At 68.9% G+C, this 16982-nt stretch carries 14 protein-coding genes; 6 read left to right on the plus strand and 8 right to left on the minus strand.

The genetic code is table 11. The features are described 5' to 3' along the window. Window positions 1–10 precede the first annotated feature (10 nt). The 4 genes from metW to METUNV1_RS15420 form a co-directional block, all read right to left on the minus strand. Window positions 11–613, minus strand: coding sequence for a methionine biosynthesis protein MetW (gene metW / locus METUNV1_RS15405; protein ID WP_008063356.1), 603 nt, complete (start codon window positions 611–613; stop codon window positions 11–13). A 7-nt stretch (window positions 614–620) separates the two neighbouring features. Then, window positions 621–1763: a homoserine O-succinyltransferase MetX gene (metX, locus tag METUNV1_RS15410; protein ID WP_008063357.1), complete on the minus strand. Its 1143-nt coding sequence runs from the start codon at window positions 1761–1763 to the stop codon at window positions 621–623. Between the two features lie 187 nt (window positions 1764–1950). Continuing rightward, the gene (locus tag METUNV1_RS15415) at window positions 1951–2268 is read right to left on the minus strand and encodes a heavy metal-binding domain-containing protein (RefSeq protein WP_008063358.1); all 318 of its coding nucleotides are present in this window, start codon (window positions 2266–2268) and stop codon (window positions 1951–1953) included. 18 nt (window positions 2269–2286) lie between these two features. After that, complete coding sequence (locus tag METUNV1_RS15420; protein WP_008063359.1) at window positions 2287–3018, minus strand: YebC/PmpR family DNA-binding transcriptional regulator; 732 nt, start codon at window positions 3016–3018, stop codon at window positions 2287–2289. A gap of 143 nt (window positions 3019–3161) precedes the next feature. Here METUNV1_RS15420 and METUNV1_RS15425 point away from each other — a divergent pair, with 143 nt between their 5' ends. The 6 genes from METUNV1_RS15425 to METUNV1_RS15450 all read left to right on the plus strand — a co-directional run bounded on the left by METUNV1_RS15425 (window position 3162) and on the right by METUNV1_RS15450 (window position 10946). Next, window positions 3162–4439 (plus strand): porin, encoded by a 1278-nt coding sequence (locus tag METUNV1_RS15425; protein WP_008063360.1) that lies wholly within the window; start codon window positions 3162–3164, stop codon window positions 4437–4439. A gap of 7 nt (window positions 4440–4446) precedes the next feature. Beyond that, a complete protein-coding gene (locus METUNV1_RS15430) occupies window positions 4447–4872 on the plus strand; it encodes a type 2 periplasmic-binding domain-containing protein (RefSeq protein WP_008063361.1) in 426 nt (141 codons plus the stop codon). Further along, entirely contained in the window at window positions 4862–6460 is a 1599-nt protein-coding gene (locus METUNV1_RS15435) for a diguanylate cyclase domain-containing protein (protein WP_008063362.1), read from the plus strand. The genes METUNV1_RS15430 and METUNV1_RS15435 overlap by 11 nt, the downstream gene beginning before the upstream one ends. A gap of 85 nt (window positions 6461–6545) precedes the next feature. Continuing rightward, entirely contained in the window at window positions 6546–8078 is a 1533-nt protein-coding gene (locus tag METUNV1_RS15440) for a helicase HerA-like C-terminal domain-containing protein (protein WP_008063365.1), read from the plus strand. Continuing rightward, on the plus strand, window positions 8078–8974 hold the full coding sequence (locus METUNV1_RS15445) for a DMT family transporter (RefSeq protein ID WP_008063367.1): 897 nt from the start codon (window positions 8078–8080) through the stop codon (window positions 8972–8974). Before METUNV1_RS15440 ends, METUNV1_RS15445 begins: the two co-directional genes overlap by 1 nt. A 70-nt stretch (window positions 8975–9044) precedes the next feature. Next, a complete protein-coding gene (locus METUNV1_RS15450) occupies window positions 9045–10946 on the plus strand; it encodes a M48 family metallopeptidase (RefSeq protein ID WP_008063368.1) in 1902 nt (633 codons plus the stop codon). Window positions 10947–10949: 3 nt separating this feature from the next. On the opposite strand, the gene METUNV1_RS15455 is transcribed toward METUNV1_RS15450, so the two are convergent. From METUNV1_RS15455 to METUNV1_RS15470, 4 genes are all read right to left on the minus strand, one after another. After that, the gene (locus METUNV1_RS15455; protein ID WP_008063369.1) at window positions 10950–12536 is read right to left on the minus strand and encodes a sensor histidine kinase; all 1587 of its coding nucleotides are present in this window, start codon (window positions 12534–12536) and stop codon (window positions 10950–10952) included. After that, a complete protein-coding gene (locus tag METUNV1_RS15460) occupies window positions 12536–12904 on the minus strand; it encodes a response regulator (protein ID WP_008063370.1) in 369 nt (122 codons plus the stop codon). Before METUNV1_RS15460 ends, METUNV1_RS15455 begins: the two co-directional genes overlap by 1 nt. Then, window positions 12901–15870 (minus strand): ATP-binding protein, encoded by a 2970-nt coding sequence (locus METUNV1_RS15465; RefSeq protein ID WP_008063371.1) that lies wholly within the window; start codon window positions 15868–15870, stop codon window positions 12901–12903. The genes METUNV1_RS15460 and METUNV1_RS15465 overlap by 4 nt, the downstream gene beginning before the upstream one ends. A gap of 82 nt (window positions 15871–15952) precedes the next feature. After that, window positions 15953–16981 (minus strand): septal ring lytic transglycosylase RlpA family protein, encoded by a 1029-nt coding sequence (locus METUNV1_RS15470; protein WP_008063372.1) that lies wholly within the window; start codon window positions 16979–16981, stop codon window positions 15953–15955. Window position 16982 lies beyond the last annotated feature (1 nt).

Here is a 16982-nt window from a genome sequence, read left to right on the forward strand (position 1 = left end):
CTCCTGACCCCTAGCCTCTGGCCCCTCCCAACCGATACAGCGCAAAACTGCCGAGGAAGTTCGGCTCGTCCTGCACCGGCTGTCCTGCGTCGTCGAGCACCAGGCGCTCGCGGATCGCGATGCCCAGCTTTTCGCACAGCGCCTCGAAATCCGCGATGGTGAAGAAGCGCACGTTGGGCGTGTCGTACCACTGGTAGGGCAGGCGGTCGGACACCGGCATGCGGCCGTCCATGATGGCGACGCGGTGCTTCCAGTAGGCGAAGTTGGGAAAGCTCACCACCGCCTCGCGGCCGACCCGCAGCATTTCGGTCAGCAGCTTTTCGGTGCGGTGCAGGGTCTGCAGCGCATTGGAAATGATGACCAGGTCGAAGCTCTGGTCGACGAAGTCGTACAGTCCTTTTTCCAGGTCGATCTGCAGCACGTTGATGCCGTTCTTCATGCCGGCGATCACGCGGTCGATGTCGATCTCGACCCCGTAGCCGGTGGCGCCGCGGCTTTCCTGCAGATGGCGCAGCAGTGCGCCGTCGCCGCAGCCGAGGTCGAGCACGCGCGCGCCCGGGCTCACCCAGCCGGCGATCACGTCGTAGTCGATGCGTCCGTCCAGTGCAGTCATGTCGGCCTCACACCGTGATGTTGTCGAAATACGCGCGCAGCACCGCGTGGTAGTGCGGGTCGTCGAGCAGGAAGGAGTCGTGGCCGGCCGACGATTCGATCTCGGCATAGCTCACGTTACGGCCGTTGCGCATCAGCGCATCGACGATTTCCCGCGAGCGCGACGGTGCGAAGCGCCAGTCGGTCGAGAAGGACACCAGCAGGAAGTCGGCAGTGGCCGGCGCGAACGCTGCCGCCAGATCGCCACCGGCGTCGTGCGCCGGGTCGAAGTAGTCCAGCGCGCGGGTGGCCAGCAGATAGGTATTGGCGTCGAAACTGCCGGCGAACTTGTCGCCCTGGTAGCGCAGGTAGGACTCGACCTCGAATTCCACCTCGAAACTGAACTTGCGGCCGCCCTCGCGCAGCCGGCGACCGAATTTCTCGGCCATCAGATCGTCCGACTGATAGGTGATGTGGCCGAGCATGCGCGCCAGCCGCAGCCCGCGGCGCGGCAGCGTGTTGTGCTCGTAGAAGTGGCCGCCGTGGAAATCCGGATCGGTGATGATGGCCTGGCGCGCCACTTCGTTGAACGCGATGTTCTGCGCGGTGAGCTTGGGCGCGGAGGCGATCACCAGCGCGTTGCGCACCCGCGACGGGTGGTGGATGGACCAGCTCATGGCCTGCATGCCGCCCAGGCTGCCGCCGATGATGGCGGCCCAGCAGTCGATGCCGAGGCGGTCTGCCAGCAGCGCCTGCGCGGCCACCCAGTCTTCCACCGTCACCACCGGAAAATCTGCGCCCCAGGGCTTGCCGGTGTCCGGGTTGATGCTCATCGGGCCGGTCGAGCCATGACAGCCGCCGAGGTTGTTCACCGCGATGACGAAGAACCTGCGGGTATCGAGCGGCTTGCCCGGACCGATCAGGTTGTCCCACCAGCCGGTGTTCTTCGGCGCGTCCGCATGGATGCCGGCGGCGTGGTGGTGGCCGGACAGGGCCGGACACACCAGCACCGCGTTGGATCGGGTCGCGTTCAGTTCGCCATAGGTTTCGTACATCAGTTCGAAACCCGGCAGCACCGCGCCGCTCTTCAGCGTCAGCGGCGTGTCGAAGCGCGCGCACAGCGGGCTGACGATGCCTACGCTGTCTTCAGGAATTGCAATGTCGTTGGCCATGAAAAAACCCGGTTGACCAAAGCCAGGACCGGGTTCGCCCTCGCTTTAGCCGCATTTGTAAGGGAGTCCGGCAAGACTGCTGCCGTGGAAACCCGGGCGCCCGCAAGCTGAGACAAATCGGCGCCGTGAAACCCTGAAACTGTGCCCCATTCTCGCGAATCGGGCGGGAAAGTCAATCTGCGCCGCGTCAGACCGTGACCGCGGTCCCGCTGACGCAGACCATGAGCATGCCGTTGTCGGCACCCAGCACCTCGTAATCGATGTCTATGCCGACGATGGCGTTGGCGCCCAGCTTCGCCGCCACCTCGCTCATGTCCTCCATCGCCGCGCTGCGCGCGTCGGCCAGCGTGCTTTCGTAGGCTCCGGCCCGGCCGCCCACCACGTTGCGTATGCTGGCGAACAGGTCCTTGAAGATGTTCGCGCCGATGATGGCTTCGCCGGTCACCACGCCGTGATACTGGCGGATCGGGCGACCTTCGAGCGTGGGCGTGGTGGCGAGCAGCATCGGTGTTCTCCGGGTGGGTTACTCGGCGTCATCCATGACGGCGGTGGTGTAGACCTCCTGCACGTCATCCAGACCGTCGAGCACGTCGAGAAGTTTCTGCATCCGGACCGCATCGTCGCCGGCCAGCGGGCTTTCGTTCAGCGGCTTCATGGTCACTTCGGCGAATTCGGCCTTGAAACCGGCCTTTTCCAGCGCATCCTTCACCGCGACGAAATCGGCCTGCGAGCTCAGCACCTCGATCGAGCCGTCCTCGTTGGTCTGCACGTCCTCGGCGCCGGCTTCCAGCGCGGCGTCCATCAGCGCGTCTTCCGAAGTACCGGGCGCGAAGATGAACTGGCCGCAGTGCTTGAACATGAAGGCCACCGAGCCGTCGGTGCCGAGATTGCCGCCGTACTTCGAGAAAGCGTGGCGCACGTCGGCCACGGTGCGGGTGCGGTTGTCGGTCAGGCAGTCCACCATGACCGCCGCGCCGCCGATGCCGTAGCCCTCGTAGCGCACTTCCTCGTAGCTCACGCCTTCGAGTTCGCCGGTGCCCTTCTTGATCGCGTTGTCGATCTTGTCCTTGGGCATGTTGACCGCCTTGGCCTTGTCGATGGCCATGCGCAGACGCGGGTTGAAGCCGGGATCACCCCCGCCCATCTTGGCGGCAACGGTGATTTCCTTCGCCAGCTTGGAGAAGGCGGCACCGCGCTTTTCGTCCTGACGGCCCTTGCGATGCTGGATGTTGGCCCATTTGGAGTGACCGGCCATGAGCGACTTCCCTTAACTTGTGTAAAAGAAAGCGATTTTAGTCGACCCGGAGGCTGCTCGGGCTCAAGAGCGCGTGGCAGGCGTCGTAAGAAGATAACCGTCATAACATCGACCGATCGCGGCCGTCGCGAACAGACCGCAGCATGACTCCGAATACGCCCCAGAACCGCTATACGCTCCGCACTCCCCTTCAGCGCCTGTCCGCACTTCTGGCCCTGTGCGCCAGCCCGCTGCTGCACGCCCAGTCTGCGCCGCAGGAAGCTGAACCGACCTGGCATTTCAGCGGCTTCGGCACGCTGGGTGCCGGCTATCACGGCACCGACGGCGTGCAGGTGAGGCGCGACCTCGACCAGGCACGCGGCTACGAAGGCGACAAGCTGGGCTTCCGCGCCGATACCCGGCTCGGCGTGCAGGCTACCGCACGCTTCGGCCCGGCCTGGGGCGTCACCGTCCAGGGCCTGAGCCGGCTCTCCCGCGACAACGACTGGGCGCCGGAAGTCACCTGGGCCTTCATCCGCCATTCGCCGACCGACTGGCTGGACCTGCGCGTGGGCCGGCTCGGCGTGGACATCTACCCGAGCGGCGATTCCCGCCACGTGGGCTACGCCTTCACCGCCGCGCGTCCGGCACCGGAGGTGTATGGCATGGCCACCGACGACCGCTTCGACGGCGCCGATGTCACGCTGAGCCAGCCGGTCGGCAGCGGGATCGCTTCGTTCAAGGTCTATGGCGGGCGTGGCCGCGGTGGCTACTACCTCTACGGCCAGAGTCTGGCCAATGAAAGCCCGGTCACCGTCGGTGCCAACGCGCAGTGGAGCAGCGAAGCGCTGACGCTCAAGGCCGCGTGGGGATCGACCTACACCGCGAAGGACCCCTCGCTGCAGCCGCTGGCGAACGCCTTGCGTCAGGTACCCGCGGTGGTATCGCCGATGGCCGGCGTGCGCGCGGCGGAGATCGGTATCTCCCACCACGTGAATTTCGCCAGTCTGGGCCTGCTGTACGACCAGGGGCCGCTCACCGTGGAAAGCACGCTGGGCTGGGAGCGTTTCACCGCCTTTCCGCGCTACGAGGGCTGGGCCGGCACGGTGCTCGCCGCCTGGCGCATCGGCGCCTGGAAACCCTATGTCGGCTACGCCCGAAACCGCTTCACGCCGGACGACAAGCCGCTCGCGCTGCCCGCGCTGAACCCGCAGCTGGTGATGCTGCAGAGCGTGTACGACCGCGTGGTGGACCGGCTGCGCATCGACCAGCGTACGGTCACGCTGGGGGCGCGCTACGACTTCGGCGGCAACTACGCGCTGAAATTCCAGATCGATCACACCGACGCCGCCGCCTCGACCCTGTTCCTGGATCGCGCCGGCATGCCGGTGAGCGACGTGAGCACGACGCTGTATTCGGTCGTGCTGGATTTCGTGTTCTGACGCCACGATGATGCGATACGCACATTCCATCGTGCTGCTCGTGGCGTGGCTGCTGGCGGGCGGCGGCGCGCACGCGGCCGGCCTGGCCGTCATCGTGCACGCCTCCAGCAGCGTCGAGGCCATGACCCGGGAAGAGGTGAGCCATCTTTTCCTCGGCCGCATCAAGACCCTCCCGTCCGGCGAAAGCGCGGTGGTGCTGGACTGCCTGCCGCAGCGCGACGCCTTCTACCGCAGCCTGGTCGGCAGGGGGCTGCCGGAAATCAATGCCTACTGGGCGCGGCTGCGATTTGCCGGTCGCACCCAGCCGCCGGAACAGCTGCAGGACGGCCGGGCGGTTCTGGAAAGGGTGGCCAGCGAACCCGGAGCCATCGGTTATGTCGACCCGGTACTGATAGACAGGCGGGTCAGGGCGGTACTGAAACTTGATTACTGAGGACCGACAGGCCGATGCCGGGCCGATCCGCAAGGTGAGCAGCAGCGTGGTCAGACGTACCACGCTGCTCATCCTCTTCTTTGCCGGTCTGGTCGGCATCATGGTGGCCATGGGCAGCACCGTGCTGGTGGCGCGTGAAGAGCGCCAGCGCCTGCAGCAGAACCTGGTCGAGCTGATGCAGACGGTGGAGCGCACCGCGAGCATCGCCGCGTTCGCCCGCGACGAACAGCTGGCATCGGAGGTCGCCCAGGGCCTGCTGCGCAACCGCGCGGTGGCGCGCGTCGTCATACGCGAAGGGGGGCGCACGCTGGTCGAGCACGGCCACGACGCCGAACAGCGACCCAATCGGGTGCTGCCGGTGCTGACCCGCCCGCTGATGTCGCCGTTCTCACCGAAGGAACAGGTCGGCGAGCTCGAAGTGTGGCCCGCGATCGCCAAGATCGAGCAGGACGCCGGCGCCTATTCCCGCTTCATCGCCATCATCCTGGCGCTGCAGCTGGTGTCGGTGGTCGCCTCGGTGGCCTGGGTGGTGCTGAACGTGGTCACCCGGCCGGTCAAGAAGCTGTCGGACGAACTGCATCACCTGCGCATCGGCTCGGGTGAGCTGATTCCGCTGCCGGCCGGCCACGGCCACGACGAGATCGGCCGGCTGACCGGCGACATCAATGCCCTGATCGCCCGGATGGAGGGCATGCTGGGTGCCGAGCGCGAACTGCGGGCCGAGCGGGAGGAATCGGAGCGCAAGTTCCGGCTCATTTTCGAAAGCGCGGAAACCGGCATCTTCACGCTGGACAGCAGCGGCCAGCTGCACGACTGGAATCCGTGGATGGCCCGCCGGCTGGGGCTGGCACCCGACGGCCGCAGCGGCCCCCGTTCGCTGCGCGACATCCTCGGCGATCAGGCCTCCCGGCTGGATGCGCTGATGGTGCGGGTACTGGCCGACCAGCGGCCGGCCGGTGCCGACTTCGCGCTGACCCGGCGAGGCACCGGCACGCTGTGGCTGCAGCTGGTGCTCAATCCGCTGCCCGGCAACCTGATGCAGGGCATCGTCAATGACGTGACCGAACAGAAGCAGGCCGAAGCGCATGCGATCGCGATGGCCGAGCGCGACGCGCTGACCGGCCTGCTGAACCGCCGCGGCATCGAGCACCGGCTCGGCGATGCGCTGCGCGCGCTGGACGGCCAGAGCCTGGCGCTGATGCTGCTCGACCTCGACGGCTTCAAGCAGGTGAACGACACGCTGGGTCATGAAGCGGGCGACCGCGTACTGGCCACGGTGGCGCGTCAGCTGGAAAGCGTGGTCCGGCGCACCGACCTGGTGGCCCGCCCGGGCGGCGACGAATTCGTGGTGGTGCTGCAGTCGCTGGAAACCGTGGACACCGCCCGCTTCATCGCCGCCAAGATCGTCAGCACGCTGTCGCGTCCGATCGATCTGGGCGATGGACAGCGCGCGCAGATCGGCGCCAGCATCGGCATCGCCTACACCGAATCGCGGCAGGACAGCGGAGACGCGCTGATGCGGCGCGCCGACGAGGCGATGTACGAAGCCAAGCGCGCCGGCAAGTCGCAGTACCGCTTCGCCTCCTGAGCCGTACACCCCCACGGTTGTCCACACTGTCCGCCGGCGGCGACGCTGGTAGCATCGTCGCATCTCCGCTCACAGGACAGACGACATGGCCGAACCGCTCTACGTCGCCCGCGCCGGCGACCTCTCGCTCGCGCTGCTGCCCAATATGGCCAACCGCCACGGCCTCATCACCGGCGCCACCGGCACCGGCAAGACGGTGACGCTGCAGTCGCTGGCCGAGCGCTTTTCCTACATCGGCACGCCGGTGTTCATGGCCGACGTGAAGGGCGACCTGTCCGGCATGGGCGCCGCCGGCAGCGTCAGCCCCAAGCTGCAGCAGCGGCTGGACCAGCTCGGAATCACCGATTTCGTGCCCTACCCCAGCCCGGTGCGCTTCTGGGACGTGTTCGGCGAATCCGGGCATCCGGTGCGCGCCACGGTCAGCGACATGGGGCCGCTGCTGCTGGCGCGCCTGCTCGGCCTGAACGACACCCAGGCCGGCGTGCTCACCATCGTGTTCAAGGTGGCCGACGACCACGGTCTGCTGCTGCTCGACATGAAGGACCTGCGCGCGCTGGTGCAGCACGTCGGCGACAACGCGGCGCAGTTCAAGACCCAGTACGGCAACATTTCCACCGCCTCGATCGGCGCCATCCAGCGCGGCCTGCTGCAGCTGGAGGAACAGGGCGCGGACCGCTTCTTCGGCGAGCCCATGCTGGACATCGCCGACCTGATGACCTTCGACGAGCACGGCCGCGGCACCATCAACATCCTGGCGGCCGACCGGCTGTACAACTCGCCCAAGCTGTACTCGACCTTCCTGCTGTGGCTGCTGGCCGAACTGTTCGAACAGCTGCCTGAAGTGGGCGACATGGACAAGCCCAAGCTGGTGTTCTTCTTCGACGAGGCCCACCTGCTGTTCAACGAGGCGCCGCCGGCGCTGCTGGAAAAGATCGAACAGGTGGTGCGGCTGATCCGCTCCAAGGGCGTCGGCGTGTATTTCGTGACCCAGAACCCGCTGGACGTACCGGACAGCGTGCTGGCCCAGCTCGGCAACCGGGTGCAGCACGCGCTGCGCGCGTTCACGCCGCGCGACCAGAAGGCGGTCAAGACCGCGGCGCAGACCATGCGCGCCAATCCGAAGTTCGACGCCGAACAGGCCATCCTCGAGCTGGGTACCGGCGAGGCGCTCATTTCCTTCCTCGACGAGAAAGGCCGGCCTTCGGTGGTCGAGCGCGCCTTCGTGCTGCCGCCCGCCTCCCGCCTCGGCCCGCTGACCGCGCAGGAACGCGCGGACATGATCCGGCAGTCACCGCTGCACGGCCGCTACGAACAGGTGCTGGACCGCGAATCGGCCTACGAAATGCTGACCGCCTCGACCGCCGCCAGCCCGCAGGCCACCGGCAAGCCGGTACCGGGCGCCGCACAGCCGGGCGTGCCCGGCGCGCCGGGTGGCGACGGCGGCCTGCTGGGCGGGCTGCAGGATCTGGTATTCGGCTCCACCGGCCCGCGCGGCGGCCAGCGCGACGGTCTGGCCCAGACCGCGGCCAAGACCGTGGCGCGCACCATCGCCAGCTCGATCGGCCGCGAAATCGTGCGCGGCATGCTCGGGTCCATCCTTGGCGGGCGAAAGCGCTAGTGGGGGCATCCCAAGGCAACGATGCGCGCTTCGGCATCTGGCTGGCGGTCATCGCGTCGGCCGGTTTTTCGCTGAAGGCGATTCTGGCCAAGCTGGCCTATCCGCACGGCGTCGATCCGGTCACGCTGGTCGCACTGCGCATGCTGCTGGCGGCACCGGTCTTCGCGGTAGTGGCCTGGCGCGAAGCGCAGCGCGGCCAGCCGCTGACCGGCCGCGACTGGGCCACGGTCACCGTGCTCGGCCTGTTCGGCTACTACGGCGCCAGCATGCTGGATTTCTACGGCCTGCAGTACATCTCGGCCGGGCTGGAACGGCTGGTGCTCTTCACCTACCCGACGCTCACGCTGCTCATCGGCTGGATTGCCCACGGCCGGCGCATCACCCGGCGGGAGACCGTGGCCAGCCTGCTGTGCTACGGCGGCATCGCGCTGGCGGTGGTGCACGACATCGAGGTGAGCGGCGACAGCGCCCTCATCGCGCTGGGCTGCGCGCTGGTGTTCGGCTCGTCGCTCAGTTTCGCGCTCTACCTGACCGGCGCCGCGGCGCCGATACGCAAGCTGGGCGCCACCCGCTTTTCGGCGCTGGCCACCCTGGTATCCACGGTTGCGGTCATGCTGCATTTCGTCGCGGTGCGCCCGTTCGACGCGCTGGCACAGCCAGCGCCGGTACTGTGGCTGGCGGTGGCGATGGCCGTGTTCTCGACCGTGCTGCCGGTCTTCCTGCAGTCGGCAGCGATCCGCCGCATGGGCGCGCAGACCGCGGCGCTGGTCGGCAGCACCGGGCCGGTGATCACCGTATTCCTCGCCTGGTGGATGCTGGCCGAACCGGTGTCGGCGCTGCAGATCGCCGGCACCGTGCTGGTGATCGGCGGCGTGATGTGGGTGGGCAAGCGCTGACCGGACAGTCACGGCCGAGACATGCGAACGTGATATTTTCAGTGCCTTTTCCGGCGTACGGAGACAGGGCATGGATGTATCGCGTTTCGAACAGCTGATCCACCGTCTCGAAAGGGTGGCGGAGCGCAATCCGGCCGGCTACCGCCGGCGCGTGGCGGCGGTCGCGCTGCTCGGCTTCGTCATCCTGGCAGCGGTACTTGGCATCGCCGTGCTCATGGTGGCGGCGATGGCCGGCCTCGTACTGCTGCTGTTCAAGGGCGGCGGCGTGGTCGCGCTGGTCGCCCTCAAGCTCGGCAAGGCGCTGCTGCTGCTCGCGCTGCCCTTGTGGATGCTGTTGAAAACCTCCTTCCGAATGCTGCTGGCCCGCTTTCCGGCGCCGCAGGGTCTGGAGATCACCCGCGCCGATGCCCCCCGGCTGTTCGGGCGCCTGGACGACATGCAGCAGCGCATGCAGGGCCCGGCCTTCCACCACGTGCTGCTGGTCGACCAGCTCAATGCGGCGGTCGTGCAGCATCCGCGGCTCGGCCTGTTCGGCTGGAACCGGCACTACCTGATACTCGGCCTGCCGCTGCTGCAGACGCTGGATGAGGACGAGGCGCTGGCGGTGGTCGCCCACGAATACGGCCACCTCGCCGGCAACCACGGCCGCTTCGGCGCCTTCATCTACCGGCTGCGCAGTGCCTGGGGGCAGATGCAGTCACTGGCGCAGGGCTGGGACGACTGGGGCAGCCGTCTGGTCGCCCGGCTGTTCGGCTGGTACGCGCCCTGGTTCAACGCCTATTCCTTCGTGATGGCGCGCGCTGACGAGTACCAGGCCGACCGCTCGTCGGCCGAACTGGTCGGCGCCGGCGCTGCGGCCCGCGCGCTGCAGCGGACAGGCATCGCCGCCCGCTTCGAGGCACAGGCCTTCTGGCCCGGGATCGACCGGCTGGCCGGCAGCCAGGCGGAACCGCCAGCCGCGCTGAGCGGCGAATGGCGGCGCGCCCTGTCCGCGCTGGATGCAGCGCAGGCCCTGCGCCATCGTGACGAGGCGCTGCAGGAAACGACCGGCTACGGCGACACCCACCCCAGCCTGAACGACCGCCTGCGCGCACTGGGCGAAGCACCGGCCGAGACGCTGCCGGCTCCCGCCGTCACCGCAGCCGAAAGCTGGCTGGGCGAGGCACTGCCGCGACTGGCCGGCCAGCTGGACGCGCAATGGTCTGCCGGCGTGCGGGAACGCTGGCAGGAACGCAACCGTTATCTGACGCAGCGCCACCAGCAGTTGCAGACGCTGCGGGCACAGCCTGAACCGCTCAGCACCGACGACGAATGGGCCCTGCTGCAGTTGGTGGCGGAACTGGAGCCGGAAACCGACCGGCGGCCGGCGATCGAGGCGCTGCTCGCCCGCGCACCGGATCATCTGGCGGCGCGCTTCGCGCTCGGCGATCTGAAGCTCACCGCGGACGACGAAAGCGGCATTGCCGATATCGAGGCGGTGATGCAGGCCGACCCGGACGCCATCATCGCTGGCTGCGAAACGATCTGGCGCTGGCTGAATCCGCGCGATCCGGTACGCGCCGAGCTGTACCGCGCACGCTGGGAAAAGCGGCAGGCCCACCTGGCAACGGTGCAGCAGGAACTCGACACGCTGGACCCGAAGTGCGAACTGGGGCCGCACGACCTGTCGCCCGAGCAGGAAGCCGCCATCGCGGCGGCCATCCAGCCGCACGCCGGCCGGATCGCCACGGTCTATCTGCTGCGGCGGCCGATTGCCACCGATCCGCGGGCCCGCGCCTACGTACTCGCCTTCGAGATGACCCGCCGCTGGCTGCGCAGCGAGGATGCACTGATCAAGCTGGCCCGCACCCTCGCCGCCGAAAACTATCCGGTCGGTCTGCACGTGGTGCCGATCGGCGCAAAGGCCTTCCGCCGCTGGCGCAAGCGCATACGGGCACTCGGCGTCGCGGCGCTGCCGGCGGGCGGGCGCTGACGCTCAGGCGGCGATCGACGGCTGTTCGGCTTCGCTTTCGCCCAGCGTGAAACAGAAGGTGGCGCCCTTGCCCGGTTCGGCGCGCGCCCACACCCGGCCGTTGTGGCGGCGTATCACCCGCTGCACCAGCGCCAGCCCGATGCCGGTGCCGTCGAACTCGCCCTCGCGGTGCAGACGGATGAAGGGGTTGAACAGCTTGTCGGCGTGCGCCATGTCGAAGCCGACGCCGTTGTCGCGCACATAGATCACCGCCTGCTGGCCGCGCCCTTCGGCACCGACCTCGATGCTGGCGTGCGGTACCGGCGCGGAGAACTTCCACGCGTTGCGCAGCAGGTTGTCGAGCGCGATGCGCAGCAGGCCGACGTCGCCAGCCACCAGCATGCCCGGCTGTATCACCACCAGACAGTCACGGCCGGGGTCGCCGGCGCGCAGCGAATCCACGATGTCCTGCGCCAGCACGCTGAGGTCGACCGGCTGGCGCTGCAGCGGCAGCCGGGTGACGCGCGACAGCTCCAGCAGGTCGTCGACCAGATGTTCCATGCGCAGCGCGGCACGCAGGATGCGCGACAGCGCATCGAAAGCCGGCGCGCCGAGGCCGTGCACGTCCGGCCGGATCATTTCCGATTCGAGCACGCTGGCGAAGCCGTGAATCGCGCGCAGCGGGCCACGCAGGTCGTGCGACACCGAGTAGCTGAAGCTTTCCAGTTCCTCGAACGCGGCCTTCAGGCTGGAGGTGCGGCTGCGCACCCGCTCGTCCAGTTCGTGGTTGAGCGCGCGCAGATCCTCTTCCGCCCGCACCTGGCGGCTCACGTCGCGCGCGCTGCCGCGGTAGCCGCAGACGCGGCCGGAGGCGTCGCGCCAGGGCCGGCCGGACAGCGCCATGATGCGCACCCCGCCGTCCTGCTGCCGCCAGTCGATCACCACGTCGCGGAAACTGCGGAATTCGCGGGTGAGCAGCGCCAGATCGTCGTGCCGCTGCGGGCCGGGCCGGCGCATCGCGAACAGCGCGGTCAGCGTGAGGCCGCGCAGCGGCCAGGCACCGTCCGAGGTGTAGACGATGACGCCGTCGCCATCGCTTTCCCAGAACCAGTCGGCGGCCGCCTCGGCAAAATCGCGCAGCCGGGCACGCTCGCCCTCGAGTTCGGAAATCTTCTTGTCCAGCTTGTCGCGCAGCCGCTCGGCGTAGAGCGCGTCATTGCCGCCCAGCGGCGCTGGCGTCGCGGCGCGGCGGCCGGCCAGCGCTTCCAGCTCGCTGATCAGGGTGGTGATTTCGCAGGGCTTGACCAGGAAGCGGTCGGCGCCGAGCTGGTAGGCCAGTTCCTCGTCGCGCCGGTCGGTGAAAGTGGCGGTGTAGAAGGCGAAGGGCGTTGTGGCCAGCTGAGGGTGGGCACGCACCGCGCGGCACAGGCCGTAGCCATCGAGTTCGGGCATCAGGATGTCGGACACGATGAGGTCGGGCGGCTGCGCCTTGGCCAGGTCCAGCGCTGCCCGGCCGTCGGGCGCGGCGCGCACCGCATGACCGCGCGCTTCCAGCGCGGCGCTGAGCATCAGGCGCGAGTTCTCGTCGTCTTCAGCGATCAGGATATCCATCAGGCTTGGGCCAGTACGTCTTCGATCTGGGTCATCACCCGCAGCGGGTCGATGGGCTTTTCGATGTAACCGTTGCAGCCGGCCGCCAGCACCCGCTCGCGGTCGCCGGCCATGGCGAACGAGGTGATGGCGATGATGGGCACCGGCGGCCAGCCTTCGGCGGCACGGATGCGCCGGGCCACCTCGATGCCGTCGATGTCCGGCAGCTGGATGTCGAGCAGGATGAAGTCCGGCCGCTCGCGCAGCGCCTCGGCCACGCCGTCCAGACCGGTCACCGCACTGCGGGTGGCGTAGCCGCGCGCGTGCAGGATGAAACTGATCAGTTCCAGGTTGTTGTCGTTGTCCTCGATCACCAGGGCGGTCTTCACGGACGGACGCCCTCCGCCGCGCGGCCCGAACCTTCGCGCGGCACGCTCAGCGTGAAGCGGCTGCCCACGCCTTCGGTGCTGCGCACGTCCACGCTGCCGGCCAGCAGTTCGGTGGCGATCTTGCGGGTGAGATAGAGGCCGAGGCCGGTGCCCGGCGTTTTCACGCGGAGCTGGGAATCGATGCGCTCGAAGGGCTGGAAAAGGCGGGCCAGACCGGCTTCATCCATGCCGATCCCGGTGTCTTCGACGCTGATGTCGAGCCAGCTGCCACGCACGCTCGCCTCCACGGTAATGGTCCCTTCGACCGTGTACTTTACCGCGTTGCTCATGAAATTCAGTATGCATTGGAGCAGGCGGCGGCGGTCCGCCTGCACCAGCAGGCCCGGCGGCTGATGTACCTGGATGAACAGATCCTTCTCGCGCGCGGCCTGCGCCACCGACTGCACCGCCTCGTCGATCACCGACGCCACCTCGAAACGCTCCTCGAACACGTCGATGAAGCCGGCTTCGATCTTGGAAATGTCGATCACGTCGGTGATCAGCGCCAGCAGATGGCGGGCCGAGCCATAGACCCGGGTCAGCTGGTCGTGCTGGCGGGTGTTCAGCTCGCCGGCCATGCCGGCCAGCACGACGCCGGTGAAGCCGATGATGGAATTGAGCGGGGTGCGCAGTTCGTGCGACATCGAGGCGATGAACATCGATTTCAGACGGTCGAGATCCTTCAGGCGCTCGTTGGCCCGCGCGAGTTCCGCGGTACGCTCCTCGACCCGCAGTTCCAGCGTTTCATTGGCTTCGCGCAGCGCCAGTTCGGTGCGCTTGATGCCGCTGATGTCACGCAGCACGCTGGAAATGTACTGGACCTGACCGTCGGCGTCGCGGTGCGCCACGCGCACCGCCGACATGGGCGTGCTGCCGCCGTCCGGCGTGCGCAGCGCAGTTTCGCCGACCCAGATGCCGTCACGCAGCACCGCCGGCAGTTCCACCTTCAGGTAGTGGCTGTAGGCCTCGGGTGGATAGAGGTCGCCGACCAGCAGGTCCGGCAGCAGCGTCGTGCCGGCCAGACCCACGGTGCGCCGGGCGGCCAGATTCAGATAGGTGATGCGCAGGTCGGTATCCACCGTGGACACGTAGTCCGGCGTCGCGTCGAGGATGGCCGACAGCCGGGCCTGCGCCGCCCGGGCGCGCCGGCGCTCCAGCGCCACCAGGTAGCGGCCGATCAGCGTGGCCAGTTCGCCGGCGAAGCGCTGTTCGTCGTGCAGCCACTCGCGCCGGCCTTCGGTGTGTTCGAGACAGATGACGCCGGCCAGCCGGCCGTCGAGGAAAACCGGCGCATCCAGCATGGCGGTCACGCCATGGCTGTCGAGATAGCCGCGCCGGAATTCGTGCGCCTGGACGTCGCTGCGCGCGTCGGCCACCGCCAGCGCACGGCCGCTGCGCATCAGCGCAAGGTAGTGCGGGAAGTCCTCCGGGTCGATCTGGTCGCCGGCGGCGTGGCCACCGGCCACCTCCTGCCGGCGTGCGTCGTACAGGTCCAGACAGCGCAGCCGGCCCTGTTCGGGCTCCAGCCGCCACACGCTGACCCGTGGCAGGGACAGCGCACCGGCCACCACTTCGGTCACCGTGGCGAGCGCACCGTCTTCGCCGGCGGACAGCGCCTGGTCCACGCCCAGCCGCATGATGGCCGACAGCTGCTTCTCCTGCCGTTCGAGCCGGCCACGCTGTTCGCGCCGGGCGCGCAGGTCGTCGGTCACGTCGATGAAGGTGGCCTGGATGGCATTTGCGCCGTCCCACTGCACCTGGCGGATGACCGAATCCAGCGTGCGGCGCTCGCCGTCGGCGCGCAGCACGTCGGCCTGCATCGGGAGCACCCGTCCGGCGGCCAGCAGGCGGCGGTTGCTGTCGCTGGCGATCACCGGCATGTCGTCCGCCACCACCATGGACGCCAGCGAACGCTGCGCCATCAGGTCAGCCACCGACGGGAAACCGAGCAGCTCGGCCGCCCGCCGGTTGGCGTACAGCGGCTTGAACTCACGGTGGATCAGGATGCCCTGGATGGAGCCGTCGAACAGGTCCAGCAGCTGCGCTTCGCGGATGCGCGCCCGGCGCGACGCGGCCGCGCGCTCGTTCAGCGTGATGGCGAGCGCGTAGGGCGCGATCGAGAAGGTGACGATGAAGGCCTGCAGCAGCATCAGCGCGGCCAGCGGCGCTTCGTTGCCGAAAGGCCCCAGCCGCGCCTGCGTGCCGTACAGCGCGGTGGCGTGCATCAGCACCAGCAGCAGGCTCATCCAGCGCACCTTGAGCTGTATCGCCGACCACACCAGCACCGCCGGCAGCAGCAGCATCCACGGTTCCGGCCCATCGAGCACCCGCAGGAAGGGTTCGGCGGTCATCAGCAGCGTGAGCAGCAGCCAGGGCAGCGCCTGACCGAGATCGCCGGGCAGGCCGCGCCAGTTCAGATGACCGGTCCAGCCGGCGACCAGCTGCACCATGAGCAGCGTGCCGGCGAAACGGCCGGCGGCGTGCAGCGTCCAGTCCGACACGTAGAAGGGCGCACTCGGCGTCCAGGCATCGGCCGCGCCGCTGCCGACCGACACCGCCAGCGCGGCGGCGATGAACCAGCCGTAGTGATCTGCCCGCATGCGCGGAAAGGGCTGCAGCGGGAAGGTGCGCAGTGCCTGCACCGCCAGACAGACCAGCAGCGCATCCAGCCCGGCCTGCAGCAGTGCCGGCAGCGGCGCCACGCCCTGCAGCACGGCCGCCACTACTGCCACCAGCAGCGCCGGCACCGCATGCAGGTAGCCGAACATGAGCACGCAGGCGAACAGCACGCCGGGCGCGAGCTGCAGCACTGGCGGCTGACCGTCGGACAGGCCCAGCAAGGGGTCGAGCGCCGACGCGGCGGCACAGCCGGCGGCGGTCAGGAACAGGGAGAACGGTTGCAGCCGGGTGTGCGGGGAAGCGGACACGGTGTGCTGCGGACTATGAACGTGCGCGCATCTTAGCCGCAGCGGGCGACGGGGCGGTATCGGCCCTTGGTCGGATGCGCGTTCAGCGCGCGATCAGCAGCGCGTCCAGCCCCAGCCGCTCGCGCAGCTGGCGGGCCACGCCTTCGGCGGCGTCGCGGCTGGCGAAGGGGCCGGCCTGCACCCGGTGGCGGCTGCCGTCGCTGTTCACCCGGACCCGGTCGGCGAGATCGGCCAGCGTGTCGGCCACGCGCCGGCTCAGCGCCTGCGCGTTGTCGAGTGCGCTGAAGGCGCCCAGCTGCAGCCAGTGGCCGGGCTCGGCGGCAACCGCCGGGGCGACCGGCGCAGCCGCCGGCGCGAGATCAGTGGCGAGCGCGGCGATCGGATCGTCGCTGGCGGGTTTCGGGACTGGCCGCTGCAGTTCGGGCCGGCCGGCGGCGCGGCGGGCCAGCAGGTCGGCCGGACTGCCTTCCGGGAACACCGCCTCGACCTCGACATCGGCGCTGCCATCGTTCACGTAGCCCAGCTTGGCGGCGGCGGTCCACGACAGGTCGATCACCCGGCCCGGCTTGAACGGCCCGCGGTCGTTCACCCGCACCACCACCGAACGGCCGCTGGCCAGATGGGTCACCCGGGCGTAGCTCGGAATCGGCAGCGTGGCGTGCGCGGCGGTCATGCCGTACATGTCGTACACCTCGCCGCTGGAGGTCTTCTGGCCGTGAAACTTGCGGCCGTACCAGCTGCCGCGGCCGCGCTGGCGGAAAGGCTTCGCCTCGGTCATCGGCACGAACTGCATGCCGAGCGCGCTGTACGGCCGGTTGGCGAAGCGGTGCAGCGGCTCGTCGCGCGGCACCGCGTCGGGAATGGCGGCGAGCGCCGCGGCGTCCGGCGCGTTGTCGCCCGGGCCGTCGTCCAGATAGAAGCCACCGCCGCGTTTCGTGACCGGCGGACGCGGCTGTTCGCCGCCGGCGGGCGCGGAGCGGGCGGACGGCGCCGGATCCGGTTCCACTTCGGTCACCGTCGGCGCGCCGGCACAGCCGGCCAGCAGCGCCGCCAGCGCGCACAGCGCAGGCAGCCCGCGCGCAGGCGTGAAGCGGAGCGGACCGGCCGCCATC

Source organism: Methyloversatilis universalis FAM5, assembly GCF_000214035.2.
GTDB classification, from domain to species: domain Bacteria; phylum Pseudomonadota; class Gammaproteobacteria; order Burkholderiales; family Rhodocyclaceae; genus Methyloversatilis; species Methyloversatilis universalis.

Bases quoted from the DNA above. Each gene is read 5' to 3' on its own strand.
- metW (WP_008063356.1), bottom strand. From the start codon at position 613: ATGACTGCACTGGACGGACGCATCGACTACGACGTGATCGCCGGCTGG.
- metX (WP_008063357.1), bottom strand. From the start codon at position 1,763: ATGGCCAACGACATTGCAATTCCTGAAGACAGCGTAGGCATCGTCAGC.
- METUNV1_RS15415 (WP_008063358.1), bottom strand. From the start codon at position 2,268: ATGCTGCTCGCCACCACGCCCACGCTCGAAGGTCGCCCGATCCGCCAG.
- METUNV1_RS15420 (WP_008063359.1), bottom strand. From the start codon at position 3,018: ATGGCCGGTCACTCCAAATGGGCCAACATCCAGCATCGCAAGGGCCGT.
- METUNV1_RS15425 (WP_008063360.1), top strand. From the start codon at position 3,162: ATGACTCCGAATACGCCCCAGAACCGCTATACGCTCCGCACTCCCCTT.
- METUNV1_RS15430 (WP_008063361.1), top strand. From the start codon at position 4,447: ATGATGCGATACGCACATTCCATCGTGCTGCTCGTGGCGTGGCTGCTG.
- METUNV1_RS15440 (WP_008063365.1), top strand. From the start codon at position 6,546: ATGGCCGAACCGCTCTACGTCGCCCGCGCCGGCGACCTCTCGCTCGCG.
- METUNV1_RS15450 (WP_008063368.1), top strand. From the start codon at position 9,045: ATGGATGTATCGCGTTTCGAACAGCTGATCCACCGTCTCGAAAGGGTG.
- METUNV1_RS15455 (WP_008063369.1), bottom strand. From the start codon at position 12,536: ATGGATATCCTGATCGCTGAAGACGACGAGAACTCGCGCCTGATGCTC.
- METUNV1_RS15470 (WP_008063372.1), bottom strand. From the start codon at position 16,981: ATGGCGGCCGGTCCGCTCCGCTTCACGCCTGCGCGCGGGCTGCCTGCG.